Here is a 12220-nt window from a genome sequence, read left to right as displayed (position 1 = left end):
GACCCGTCACGATAGAAGGAGCCTCATGTCCAACTCACCCCGCGCCGTTCTCTTCGACATCGACGGGACGCTCGTCGACTCGAACTACCTGCACGTGCAGGCGTGGGAGAAGGCCGTCGCCGGGGTGGGACGGTCGGTCGACTCCTGGCGCATCCACGCCGCGATCGGCAAGGACTCGTCGCTTCTGATGGAGGCGATCCTGCCCGGGGCGGATGACGAGACGGCGGAGAAAGCATCCGATCTGCACTCGCTGTATTACAAGGAACTGGCCGAACGGCTCGAACCCCTGTCTGGTGCGCGCGACCTGATCCGCGCGGTCGCCGAAGCGGGCATTCGCGTCGTGCTCGCCACGTCCGCTCCCGAGGACGAGCTGAAGATGCTGCGAGAGATCCTCGACGTGGAGGACCAGCTGTTCGCCGTGACCTCGTCGGAGGATGTCGAAACGGCCAAGCCGCGGCCCGACATCGTGCAGGTCGCCCTCGAGCGGGCCGGGGTCGACGCCGATCACGCGGTCTTCGTCGGCGACACGGTGTGGGATGTCGAGGCGGCCGCGAAGGCCGGCGTCTCGACGATCGGCGTGCGCTCGGGCGGCATCGGTTCGGCCGAACTGCGCGAAGCGGGTGCCGTCGAGGTCTACGACGACGCCGCCGACATCCTCGCCAACCTCGATTCGAGCGCGATCGCGGCCCTCGCCACCGACTGACCCTGACCTCTGACACGCAGAGGGCGGGCCACCCTCGGGTGACCCGCCCTTTCGTTTTCGGCAGAGCAGACACTGGTGCCGCGGCGGACGTTCAGGGCTCGCCGGGCGCCAGGGACGCGGCTAGCTCGCCGCCGCCGCCGCTGACGGCGTGGCGTTGAGTCGCGGCTGCTCGGTGTTCGAACCCCTCTCGGTGATCTGGATCTTGCGGGGCTTTGCCCGCTCGCTCACCGGGATGAGGATGCTGAGCACACCGTTTTCGTAGCTCGCGGTGATGCGTTCGACATCCACGCCCTCGCCCAGGCTGAATTGGCGCAGGTAGGAGCCGTAGGGCCGCTCCCGCGACAACCAGGTGACGCCGGATGTCTCGGGCGCCGTGCGTTCGGCGCGGATCGTCAGCACCTGACCGTCGACGTCGACGTCGACGGAACCCGGGTCGACGCCCGGCAGGTCGGCGTTCACCACGTAGTGATCGCCGCTGCGGTGCAGATCGACGGGCATGAATCGCGGCGACGCCTTGGCGTCGAGAACGCTCGCGGCGAAGCGGTCGAGCTGGCTGAAAGGATCGAAAGACATTGCCATAATGAGTGACTCTCCTCTCGGTCTAAACCGTCTAGACCGGGTCCGGGTGACCCGGCAGATATAGAAATACCATGACGGAAAAGTCGCTTCAAGTCGGCTCAGCAACTTTTCAGATAGGACTCTGGTCGGGGGTTTTCGGGCACTCGGATTTTTCGATCCGGCGCAACCGGTAGTCGTGGGGGACCGGCGCGCACTAACATCGAGTCCCCGGTGTGTTCCCTCTGGACGCATCGGACCGGCATCCCCGACACGCCGGATGGAGAAGCGAATGACCCTCGACTCTGCGCGGCCTCCCCGAGCCGCCGGCGACGGTGACGGCGACAGTGACGGTGGCAACGACATCGTGGCCGGGCGATATCGCGTCGACACCCTCATCGGCCGCGGCGGCATGGCGGCGGTCTACCGCGCGCAGGACCTGTCGCTCGGCCGCACGGTCGCCCTCAAACTCTTCGCCGCAACCGGGGAGTCGGACAAGGATGAGGGGCGCAAGACATCCGAGATCCGCTTGCTCGCCTCGCTGAAACACCACGCCCTCGTCACGCTCTATGACGCCAGCGACGGGTCGGCGCTTGACGGGGAACCCGCTTTCATGGCCATGGAACTGGTCGAGGGGCCGACGCTTTCTCAGCTTCTCGATGCCGGCCCGCTCGATCGCCGCGAGGTCGCGCGCATGGGTGTCGACCTGGCCGAGGCCCTGCACGTGGTGCATGCGGCGGGCATCGTGCACCGGGACCTCAAACCGTCGAACGTACTGCTCGAAGAGTCGACCTCGCCCGACCGCACGTTTCGCGTGAAGCTCGCCGACTTCGGCATCGCCTACGTGGTCGATTCGACGCGGCTCACGCTGCCGGGCACCCTCGTGGGCACAGCTGCCTATCTCAGCCCCGAGCAGGCGAAGGGCGAACCGCCGACGCCCGCGAGCGACGTCTACTCGCTCGGGCTCGTCTTGCTCGAGGCCCTCACGGGGGTGCGGGCGTTCCCCGGTTCGATGATCGAGGCCGCGACCGCGCGCCTACTGCGCGACCCGGTCGTGCCCGAGAGTGTGGGGGCCGACTGGGCCGCACTCCTCGTCGCGATGACCAACCGCGACCCCGAACAGCGGCCGGATGCCTTGGCCGTGGCGCGCACCATCCACGAGTTCTCGACGACCGGCACGCAGCCAGCTCACGCCGCCGTGCCGGACGCGACCGCCATGTCGACCGTGGCCGCACCGGCACCCGCTTCGGCGCTCGGGGCGGACCCGTCTGGCAGTGCTGTCGGTACTTCAGCCGACGCGCCGACCACGGCGCAGGCAGCCACGGATCGCCCGAACGACGACGCGCCCACCGTTGTGGCGCCCGCTGCGCCTGTTTCTGGGCAGCCTCGCAGCGCGGGGCGGGCCGACGCACCGGAGAAGCGCTCGGGCCGCCGGGCGGTCGTCATCATCGTGGTGTTCGCCGTGCTGCTGCTCGCGGCCATCGCGATTGCCATAGCCGTGGCTTCGTCGAACGGATCGACCCCCGATCAGACGCCTCTGCCCGAGGTCACCGGGCCGCTGGGCGTGCATCTGCAGCAGCTGCGAGACGAGGTGAACCAGTGAGCGTTCGTGTGGTGAACGGGACCGCGGGCCGAAATCGCGCAGTTCGACGCGGCGGGTTCGCGGCGGGAAGTGCCGTGGTGCTCGCACTCGCCGGGCCGGTGCTGCTGTCGGGCTGCTCGCCGACCGATCCGTCCGATGCGGCGACCGAGAAGCTCGACGCATCGGTCGTGCAGACAGCCGAGCGGGCGGCATCCGGAGATTATGCGGGCGCGGCCGCCAGCCTCGACGTCTTGCAAGCGCGCCTCACCGAGTACGTCGAGGCCGGGGATGTCGCGAACGATCGCTCTATTGAGATCCAGGCAGCCATCGACGTGGTGCGCGCCGACCTGACGGCTCTGATCGCCGCGCAGACGACGCCCACCCCCGAGCCGACGGAGTCGGCCGTGACCGATCCTGCCCCGGTCGAGACGGTGCCCGGCACAGTGGAAAGCCCGCCGGTCGATGACGATGTCCCAGAGGACGAGGGCGATTCACCCGGGAAGGGCACTCCGGGGAGCGGGAACTCGGGCAACGGCAACACCGGGAATGGCAATCCGGACAAGGGCAAGAACGATAAGGATTGACGGGCGCCCGAGCGTGGAGGGGCGTCTGACGGCGACGCTGGGCAATCGGGCCACGGCCCGTCAGGCACCCACATAGTGCTTGAGGTGCTGGCCCGTGAGCGTGGTCGCGTCGGCGACGATCTCGGCGGGCGTTCCCTCGAACACGATGCGCCCGCCGTCGTGCCCGGCACCGGGCCCGATGTCGATGATCCAGTCGGCGTGCGCCATGACGGCTTGGTGGTGTTCGATGACGATGACGGTCTTGCCGCTGTCGACGAGCCGGTCGAACAGCCCCAGCATGTGCTCCACATCGGCGAGATGCAGCCCGGTCGTGGGCTCGTCGAGCACGTAGATGCCACCCTTGTCGGCCATGTGGATGGCGAGCTTCAGGCGTTGGCGCTCGCCACCCGACAGCGTCGTGAGCGGCTGACCGAGCCCCAGATATCCGAGCCCCACATCGGAGAGGCGCTGAAGGATGGCGCGCGCCGGGCCGGAACCGAAGTAGTCGAGCGCCTCGGCCACGGACATGCCCAGCACCTCGGCGATGTTCTTGCCGTCGAGCGTGTACTCGAGCACGGATGCCTGGAACCGCTTGCCCTCACACATCTCGCACATGGTCGCCACGCCGGCCATCATGGCGAGGTCGGTGTAGATGACGCCGTTGCCGTTGCAGTTCGGGCAAGCACCCGCCGAGTTCGCGCTGAAGAGTGCGGGCTTCACTCCGTTCGCCTTGGCGAAGGCCGTGCGGATGGGATCGAGCAGACCCGTATAGGTGGCGGGGTTGCTGCGACGCGAACCCTTGATGGGAGCCTGATCGACCGTCACCACATCGGCCCCGCGCGGAATGGAGCCGTGGATGAGGGAGCTCTTGCCCGAACCCGCCACACCCGTGACGACCGTCAGCACGCCGAGCGGGATGTCGACGTCGACGTTCTTCAGGTTGTGTCTCGTCGCGCCGCGAATCTCGAGGATTCCCGTGCGCTGCCGGGGCTTCTCGCGCAATTGGACGCGGTCGCCGAGGTGTCGCCCGGTGAGCGTGTCGCTTGCCCGCAGCTCGTCGACGGTGCCCTCGAACTGGATGCGCCCGCCGTTGATGCCGGCGCGCGGCCCGAGATCGACGACGTGGTCGGCGATGGCGATGGTCTCGGGCTTGTGCTCGACGACGAGCACCGTGTTGCCTTTGTCGCGCAGCCGCAGTAGGAGCGCGTTCATGCGCTCGATGTCGTGCGGGTGCAGGCCGACGGTGGGCTCATCGAAGATGTAGCTGACGTCGGTGAGGCTCGAGCCCAGGTGCCTGACCATTTTGACGCGCTGAGCCTCGCCGCCCGACAGGGATGCCGCGGTGCGGTCGAGGCTCAGATAGCCGAGGCCGATTTCGACCAACGAGTCGAGGGTCTGCTGCAGTGTGGAGATGAGCGGGGCCACTTCGTCGTCGACGACGTTTCGAACGAAGGCCGCGAGATCGCTGATCTGCATGCGTGAGCAGTCGGCGATGCTCTTGCCCTCGATCAGGGATGAGCGCGCGGCCTCGTTGAGCCGCGTGCCGTCGCAGTCGGGGCAGGTCTGAAAGGTGACGGCGCGGTCGATGAAGGCGCGCACATGCGGCTGGACCGCGTCTTTGTCTTTCGACAGGATGCTTCTCTGCACCTTCGGCACGAGACCCTCGTAGGTGAGGTTCATGCCGTTGATCGCGACCTTGACGGGCTCCTTGTAGAGGAAGTCTTGTCGCTGTTGCTCGGTGAATCGGCCGATGGGCACGTCGCCCGGGACGATGCCCGATTCGGCGAACGTGCGCACCATCCATCCATCGGCGCTGTAGCCCGGAATGGTGATGGCGCCCTCGTTCAGACTCTTGGTGCTGTCGAAGAGTTCGTCGAGGTCGATGTCGGTGACGTGCCCGAGGCCCTCGCAGCGCAGACACATGCCCTCTGGGGCGTTGAACCCGAAGCGGAACGACGGCCCGATGTGGGGTTGACCGAGGCGGGAGAAGACGATGCGCAGCATGGCGTTGACGTCGGTGGCGGTGCCCAGCGTCGAGCGCGAGTTGGCGCCCATGCGCTCCTGGTCGACGATGATGGCGGCGCTCAGGTTGTGCAGCGCGTCGACGTCGGGGCGGCCGAGGCTGGGCATGAACGATTGCAGAAAAGCCGAATAGGTCTCGTTGATGAGCCGCTGCGATTCGGCCGCGATGGTGCCGAAAACGAGGCTCGACTTGCCCGAACCCGAGACGCCCGTGAACACCGTGAGGCGCCGCTTCGGGATGTCGAGCGACACGTTCTGCAGGTTGTTCTCGCGCGCGCCGCGCACGTGGATGAGGTCATGCGAATCAGCGGGTGGTCGGGGATTGTTCATGCTGGCCTCACTCGGATCGTTGAGGCGAGACTAGCGCGAACCACCGACGCTCAGAGGGGGCGATGCATGACGTGCAGGCCGACCGGGCCGAGCCGGCGGTGGTCGTAGGCCGCTGGCACGGTGCCGATGATCTCGAAACCCAGTTTCTGCCAGAGCGCGACGGCCGGCGTGTTGCTCTCGACGACGGCGTTGAACTGCATGGCGCGGTAGCCCGCATCCGTGGCCCAGGCGATCGCCCATTCGCCGAGTGCGCGGCCCACACCGCGGCCGTGCTGGGCCGGGTCGACCATGAAACTGGCGGTGGCAACGTGCGCGCCCCGTCCGGGCCGGTTGGGCAAGACCTTGGCGGTGCCCAGCACGGCGTCGCGGTCGCCAGGGCGCGTCGACACTGCGACGACCACGATGCCGGGCTGCTCGATCATCCACAGCTCTCGCGCTTCGTCTGAGGTCAAGCCCTCGGGCAGGGCGTAGGTTTCGCCGGCCTCGACGATGTCGCGGAAGATCGGCCAAATGGCGGGCCAGTCAGCCGCCGTGGCGGGGCGGATGTCGAAACCGCTCATGCCGCGCCCTGCGACTGGTGTTCCATCACGCGGCCCGCGTTGGTGCCGACCCAGCGCAGCAGGGGCACGAGGTGTGCCGCGAGCTCGTGGCCGAGCGGCGTGAGGCTGTAGTCGACGCGCGGGGGGATGACGGGCTGGGCCGCGCGGTGCACGAACCCGTCGGCCTCGAGCAGTTTGAGCGTCTGCGCGAGCATCTTCTCGCTGATGCCGTCGATCGACCGCCGCAGTTCGCCCCAGCGCAGCGACTCGGTCTCGAGCGCCACGAGCACGAGCACACCCCATTTGCTGGTGACGTGGTCGAGGATGGCGCGGCTCGGGCATTGCGCGTCGAAGACGTTGCCCAGCAGCTGTTGTTCAGCGGTCATGCCGCCCGCGGGGGAGTCGGGCCACACGGTCTGTCGGATGCGCTCGCGGACGTCGTTTTCGATCATGCAACCAACTTACCAAAAAGTGGGTACCTGCGTTTGGGAAGCTTCTGACCTAGCCTCGGTTGTAGCACTCAGAGGCTTCCGCACGGAGGCCGGGAAAGGACACTATGACCATCGTCGTTACCGGAGCAACCGGGCACCTCGGAAAATCCATCGTCGAGCACCTCGTCGCGCGCGGCGTCGCGCCCGCAGACATCGTCGCCGGGGGTCGCAGCACCGAGAAGCTGCAGGCGCTCGCCGATTCCGGTGTGCGCACGGCCGTCATCGACTACACGCGGCCCGAGACCCTGACCGAGGCGCTCACGGGTGCCGACACGCTCATTCTGGTGTCGAGCAGCGAGGTGGGCCAGCGCGTCGAGCAGCACCGCAACGCGATCGATGCGGCCGTTGCTGCCGGCGTCACGCACCTCGTCTACACCAGTGCGCCGAAGGCGGACACGTCGGAGCTCGTCCTGGCGCCCGAGCACAAGGCGACCGAGGAGCTCATTCGCGCCTCCGGAATCCCGGCGACGATCCTGCGCAACGGCTGGTACACCGAGAACTACGTCGGCGCCCTGCAGCAGGCGGATGCCACGGGCATTCTGCTCACGAGCGCCGGCGACGGCCTGGTCTCGAGCGCGTCCCGCACCGACTACGCCGAGGCGGCCGCGGTCGTTGTCGCCGAAGACGGTCACGCCGGCTCGGTGTATGAACTGAGCGGGGATGTCGCCTGGAACCAGCAGCAGCTGGCCGACACGTTCGCCGAGATCCTCGGCAAGCCGGTCGAACTGAAGTCCGTTTCGTCGGAAGAGCACCTCGCGATTCTCAAGGACGCCGGGTTGGATGACGGCACCGCGGGCTTCGTCGTGGCGCTCGACGCCAACACGCGCGACGGTTTGTTGGGCGAGACCTCAGGTGACCTCAGCCGCCTGATCGGTCACCCGACGACGCCGCTGATCGACGGCCTGCGCGCGGCGCTCTAAGCGGTCGCGGCGCCCTGCCGCTCTGCGGGCCCGTCGCTCTGCGGCTCTGCGGCTCTCCGGTTGTGCGGTTCTGCCGAGCGCTGGGCCGCAAGCGGAAGCCGCGGTGCTGCGGCGTAGAACCACGATTTACGGCCCCGGTGCTCATGCACCGGGGCCGCTCGTCTGGAATCGCCTCTGGTTGAGGCGGCTCTTCGGCTTAGGCCTGGGGTGCCGCCACGCGGACGACCATCTTGCCCGTGTTGGCGCCCTGCATCAGCTGCAGGAAGGCGTCGAAGGTGTTCTCGATGCCGTCGACGACGGTCTCGTCGAAAACGACGTCGCCGTTCTGTAGCCAGGTGCTCATCTGTGAGATGAACTCGGGGAAGTGGCGCGTGTAGTTGCCGACCGTGAAGCCCTTGAGGGTGAGGCCGCGCGTGACGATGTTGGCCATGTTCTTGGGGCCGACGGGCGTCTCGGTGCTGTTGTAGTCGGCAATGGCGCCGCACAGGGCGCCCCGGCCGCCATCGTTGAAGGCGCCGAGGGCGGCCTCGAGGTGCTCGCCGCCGACGTTGTCGAAGTAGACGTCGATGCCCTGAGGGGCCGCCTCGGCCAGCTGCTCGGCCACGGGGCCGTCTTTGTAGTTGAAGGCCGCATCGAAGCCGTACTTCTCGGTGAGCAGGGTGACCTTCTCGGCCGAACCGGCCGAACCGATAACGCGCGACGCGCCCGTGAGGCGGGCGATCTGACCCACCATGGAACCCACGGCACCGGCAGCGCCCGACACGAAGACGGCGTCCCCCTGTATCAGCTGGGCGATCTCCTTCAGGCCGACGAATGCCGTGAAGGCCGTCATGCCGAGCACGCTCAGGTAGGCGGAGTTGGGCACGCCGGGGATCTCTTCGACGACGCGGAAGCCCGCGGCATCGCCCTGTGTCAGGTCGCGCCAGCCCTCCTGGTGCACCACGACGGCGCCCACGGGCACATCGTCCGATCGGGATTCAACGACGCGGCCGACCGCGCCGCCCGTCATGGTCTCGCCGAGGGCGTAGGGCGGGGTGTAGGACTTGACGTCGTTCATGCGGCCGCGCATGTAGGGGTCGACCGAGAGGAACTCGTTTGCGACGCGCACCTGGCCGTCTTCGAGGTCGGGCAGCTCGACGGTGACGGTGCGCACATCGTCGGTCGTCGGCCAGCCGCTCGGGCGGCGGACGAGCTGGATCTGGGTGGATGTGCGGGGTGAAGCCATCGGTATTCCTTCGCTACGGGGGTGGTGTGCGGCGTGAACCGCTAGTACGATAGTGAACCGATCGGTACAAAAAAGCAAGAGCGAGAAATGAGGCGGCATGGGCCGGCAACAAGCTTTCGACACGGTGCACGCCGTCGAGGCCGCGCGCGATCTCTTCTGGCAGCTCGGCTACGACGCCGTGTCCCTGAGCGATCTCGAGCGCGCCACTGGGCTCAACCGCTCGAGCATCTACAACGCCTTCGGCAGCAAGCGCGGCCTGTTCGACGTGGCCGTCGAGAACTACCTCGCGACCATCATCCGCCCACGCATTGCACCCCTGCTCGACCCGTCGAACTCGCCGAGCGAGGCGGCCGACGCCCTCATCCGCTACTTCACCGCTCTGGCCGAGACGGTGGCCGGCCTGCCGGCCGATTCACCGCGCCAGGGCTGCCTGCTCGTCACGGCCGCACCGGGCATAGCGGGCCACGACGAGACCGTCCGCCAGGTCGTCGCCGACTACCACGCCGAACTCGTTGCTGCGTTCACCGCGGCGATCGAGCGCGCCACCGGTGTCTTCTCCGTGGCCCGCGAGCGCGCCGGCGCGTCAGCCGCCGACGAAGCTCAGGTCGCCGCCGCGCAGAGCCTTCCGACGAATGCCGAGAACTCGGTCGACCCGAAGTCCGTGTCGCGGGCGCGATTGCTAGCGTCGCTCTCCGTATCGGCGTTCGCCCTGGCAAAGGTCGACCGTGGCGAATCCGTCGTGCTGCTGCATACGGGTGCCGATTTCGCGACCGAGTGGACCGAGCCGGCCCACCTGCAGCGCTTCTAGAGCGCCGTGCGCCGCGGTGTCGGTTGGACGCGTGTCGGTTTGCACGAGTGTCGGTTGAGAGGCGTGCCTGTCTAGAGCGCCTTGCGCATCTGTAGGGACGTGGTCTCGAAGCCCATCGACTCATAGAGCGATCGCGCCACCGTGTTGAAGCCGAAAACGTTGAGGGCCAACGACGCATAGCCGGCGTCGCGCGCCCAGTCCTCGGCCGCGCGCATGGTGTCCCGGCCGAAACCCTTCCCGCGCTGCGCGGCATCGATCTCGATGTCCCATACCCAGGCCACACCGTCGAGGCCGTCAGGATGTGGCCCCACCCAGAGCACGCCGATACGTTCGCCGGCCTCCAGCACCGCGAAAACTTCGTGCCCCGCGGCGGGCCGGCCGCCCGCGAAGTAGGTCGTCTGCGAATCGTCCGCTCGGCGGGTGGCAGCCTCTTCGTCGTCCCCCGCTTCGATGCGGTGTGCGCGATACTCGGCTCGCTGGTTCTCGAGCCAACCCGGCAGATCCTCAGCGGGGAACGTCACCAATTCGATCGTCATGCGCCCAGTCTGGCATCGCCGGCATCCTGAGCCCCAGCTGTGCGGCCACATCGAATGGTCCGCTCGGACGATCCGGATGGACCGTGCGACCGGTCCGCTCGCGCGCCGAGTTTCTTAGCGTGGAGTCATGACCCACACCGGAACCCTCGCCTACCCGTCGCCGTCGCACACGCCCGCTCGAGGCGTGCCGCAGGGTGCATCCGGGCGTCGGATTGCGACTTCCCCAGCAGAACCGCGACCGACAGCGGGCGGTCCTCGGCGAACAGCCGGCCGTTCCCGGGGCAAGCGCGTCGCCCGCGGTGTGGTCGCCATCCTGGCCGTGATCTACCTGGCGGTGGTCGGGTTCATCACGCTCACGCCGGCGGGGCACGGGGATGCCGTGAGCCAACTGTCAGGGCGTGCGTTCAACATCATCGGCAGTCTGCCCCTGCCGGCCGGTTTCACGACCGCCGACGCCGAGTTCGCCCTCAACGTGCTCATGTTCGCGCCGCTCGGAGTCTTCGCCGTGCTGCTCTTCGGCGCACGCGGTTTCTGGATCGCCGCCCTCGCGGGACTCACGCTGAGCGTGGGCATCGAGTGGGTGCAGGAATTCGTGCCGTCGCGCGTCAGCGACCCGCGGGACCTGCTGGCGAACGGTGCCGGCGCGATCGTGGGAGCGCTGCTGGCCCTGCCCTTCGCCCCGCTCTTCCGCACCCGCCGCTGAGGCCCGCGGCCGTCGACTCGGCCTCGGCCATGGCCGCATCGAGATGACGGAGCGCGCCGCCGCTACATGCGCGTGGCGTGCGCCTGGTTTTCGGCCTTGATTCCCTCGTAGTCGCCGAACAGGGCGTGCTTGGTCATATCGGGGCTCATGACGCTTCCGTCGGGTGTGCGACCGATCGACTCAGCCAGCGCGCGGATGTGGTGCGGCCCGGCGCCGCAACAGAGTCCGACGTAGTCGACCCCGGCGGCCACCGCGGCGCGGCCCCAGTCGGCGACCTCGTAGCGGTTGACGGTGAACGGGTCGAGCGCGGTGGGGAACGCGCGGCCATTGCCGGCCGCTGCGGCCAGCGGGTCTTCGAGGGCCTGGAACGTCTTGTGCTCGTCGGTCGTGCGGTATGGCACGGGCAGCGCGGCCACGGGCACCGACACGGCGGCGCGGATCTCTTCGATGAGCGGCATGATCGTCCACAGCCCGCGGTGGCAGTTGAGCCCGATGACGCTCGCGCCCGCGTCTTCGATGCGGCGCGCGGCGTCGGCGAACGACCAGCCTTCGCGCGTGAGATCGGTCTGGTGGGGAGCGAGGGTGACAACGGCCGTGAGTCCCGCGTCGACGATCGCCTTCGTGGCGATGAGGGCCTCTCCCGCGTAGGCCATGGTCTCGGCCACGATGTAGTCGACGCCCGCGTCGGCGGCCCAGCCGATCTGCTCGTCGAAGATGGCGCGGATGAAGCGATCTTCGGCGTCGTCGCCGCCGACATAGAGGTTCGTGTTGCAGATGTTGCCCGCCGCGATGGTGCCCGTCTCGGCGGCGATGGCGGTGGCGATGCGCAGGGCGTCGCGGTTGAGCGGCTCGAGCAGGTGTTCTTTGCCGATGACGCGCATCTTCTCGCGGTGACCGTAATAAGTGAACGCTTCGACCACGTCGGACCCCGCGCGCACGAACTCGCGGTGCAGCTCGGCCACCTTCTCGGGATGCTCGAGCACCACCTCGGGCACATAGGCGCCCGCCTGCACATAGCCGCGCCGCTCGAGCTCGAAGAGGTAGCCCTCGGCGACGACGACGGGGCCGTCGGCAAGCTTCTGCAGGAGTTTCGATGTGGGTGCCATGGTGCCTCGATCGGTCGGTGAATCGTGGTGATGCCGGGCCCGCACACGCACGCCCGGAAGGTGCCGGTCAGTCTGGCAGAACGGCCACCGCGCAGGTCTTGTGTTGCGTTGCATGACGCGAACCCGAGCCGGGCCGG

The 12220-nt window shown here is 68.1% G+C and carries 13 protein-coding genes; 6 read left to right on the top strand and 7 right to left on the bottom strand.

Annotated features, from left to right (window positions below):
• Nucleotides 1–25 precede the first annotated feature (25 nt).
• Complete coding sequence (locus tag ALI44B_RS08130) at nt 26–703, top strand: HAD family hydrolase (RefSeq protein WP_077054238.1); 678 nt, start codon at nt 26–28, stop codon at nt 701–703.
• 120 nt (nt 704–823) lie between these two features.
• On the opposite strand, the gene ALI44B_RS08125 is transcribed toward ALI44B_RS08130, so the two are convergent.
• On the bottom strand, nt 824–1282 hold the full coding sequence (locus ALI44B_RS08125) for an Hsp20/alpha crystallin family protein (RefSeq protein ID WP_077054237.1): 459 nt from the start codon (nt 1280–1282) through the stop codon (nt 824–826).
• Nucleotides 1283–1550: 268 nt separating this feature from the next.
• On the opposite strand from ALI44B_RS08125, the gene ALI44B_RS08120 reads away from it, so the two are divergent.
• Together ALI44B_RS08120 and ALI44B_RS08115 are read left to right on the top strand one after the other, a co-directional pair.
• Entirely contained in the window at nt 1551–2861 is a 1311-nt protein-coding gene (locus tag ALI44B_RS08120; protein ID WP_179100237.1) for a serine/threonine-protein kinase, read from the top strand.
• A gap of 74 nt (nt 2862–2935) precedes the next feature.
• A complete protein-coding gene (locus tag ALI44B_RS08115) occupies nt 2936–3424 on the top strand; it encodes a hypothetical protein (protein WP_077054236.1) in 489 nt (162 codons plus the stop codon).
• A 60-nt stretch (nt 3425–3484) separates the two neighbouring features.
• Here the strand turns inward: ALI44B_RS08115 and ALI44B_RS08110 are convergent, their stop codons facing one another.
• Genes ALI44B_RS08110 through ALI44B_RS08100 form a run of 3 tightly spaced genes read right to left on the bottom strand, consistent with a single transcriptional unit; the run spans nt 3485 to nt 6680 of the window.
• Complete coding sequence (locus ALI44B_RS08110) at nt 3485–5755, bottom strand: ATP-binding cassette domain-containing protein (RefSeq protein ID WP_077054235.1); 2271 nt, start codon at nt 5753–5755, stop codon at nt 3485–3487.
• Nucleotides 5756–5805: 50 nt separating this feature from the next.
• Nucleotides 5806–6315 carry a GNAT family N-acetyltransferase gene (locus ALI44B_RS08105; RefSeq protein ID WP_077054234.1) on the bottom strand — a complete coding sequence of 170 codons (510 nt, stop codon included), beginning with the start codon at nt 6313–6315 and terminating at the stop codon, nt 5806–5808.
• Nucleotides 6312–6680: a winged helix-turn-helix transcriptional regulator gene (locus ALI44B_RS08100; protein ID WP_077055457.1), complete on the bottom strand. Its 369-nt coding sequence runs from the start codon at nt 6678–6680 to the stop codon at nt 6312–6314. The genes ALI44B_RS08105 and ALI44B_RS08100 overlap by 4 nt, the downstream gene beginning before the upstream one ends.
• A gap of 170 nt (nt 6681–6850) precedes the next feature.
• On the opposite strand from ALI44B_RS08100, the gene ALI44B_RS08095 reads away from it, so the two are divergent.
• Nucleotides 6851–7705 (top strand): SDR family oxidoreductase, encoded by an 855-nt coding sequence (locus tag ALI44B_RS08095; RefSeq protein WP_077054233.1) that lies wholly within the window; start codon nt 6851–6853, stop codon nt 7703–7705.
• A gap of 196 nt (nt 7706–7901) precedes the next feature.
• Here the strand turns inward: ALI44B_RS08095 and ALI44B_RS08090 are convergent, their stop codons facing one another.
• A complete protein-coding gene (locus ALI44B_RS08090; RefSeq protein ID WP_077054232.1) occupies nt 7902–8930 on the bottom strand; it encodes an NADP-dependent oxidoreductase in 1029 nt (342 codons plus the stop codon).
• A gap of 97 nt (nt 8931–9027) precedes the next feature.
• Here ALI44B_RS08090 and ALI44B_RS08085 point away from each other — a divergent pair, with 97 nt between their 5' ends.
• Nucleotides 9028–9738, top strand: coding sequence for a TetR/AcrR family transcriptional regulator (locus tag ALI44B_RS08085; RefSeq protein WP_077054231.1), 711 nt, complete (start codon nt 9028–9030; stop codon nt 9736–9738).
• A 71-nt stretch (nt 9739–9809) separates the two neighbouring features.
• Here the strand turns inward: ALI44B_RS08085 and ALI44B_RS08080 are convergent, their stop codons facing one another.
• A complete protein-coding gene (locus ALI44B_RS08080) occupies nt 9810–10274 on the bottom strand; it encodes a GNAT family N-acetyltransferase (RefSeq protein WP_077054230.1) in 465 nt (154 codons plus the stop codon).
• Nucleotides 10275–10401: 127 nt separating this feature from the next.
• Here ALI44B_RS08080 and ALI44B_RS08075 point away from each other — a divergent pair, with 127 nt between their 5' ends.
• Nucleotides 10402–10977, top strand: coding sequence for a VanZ family protein (locus ALI44B_RS08075; RefSeq protein WP_083709753.1), 576 nt, complete (start codon nt 10402–10404; stop codon nt 10975–10977).
• A 62-nt stretch (nt 10978–11039) separates the two neighbouring features.
• Here the strand turns inward: ALI44B_RS08075 and ALI44B_RS08070 are convergent, their stop codons facing one another.
• The gene (locus ALI44B_RS08070) at nt 11040–12083 is read right to left on the bottom strand and encodes a homocysteine S-methyltransferase family protein (protein ID WP_077054228.1); all 1044 of its coding nucleotides are present in this window, start codon (nt 12081–12083) and stop codon (nt 11040–11042) included.
• Nucleotides 12084–12220: the final 137 nt, after the last annotated feature.

The organism is Leifsonia sp. ALI-44-B, from assembly GCF_001984125.1.
GTDB lineage: Bacteria > Actinomycetota > Actinomycetes > Actinomycetales > Microbacteriaceae > Okibacterium.
Note: the sequence above shows the minus strand (reverse complement) of the source record. Positions and strands in the feature narration are given on the sequence as shown.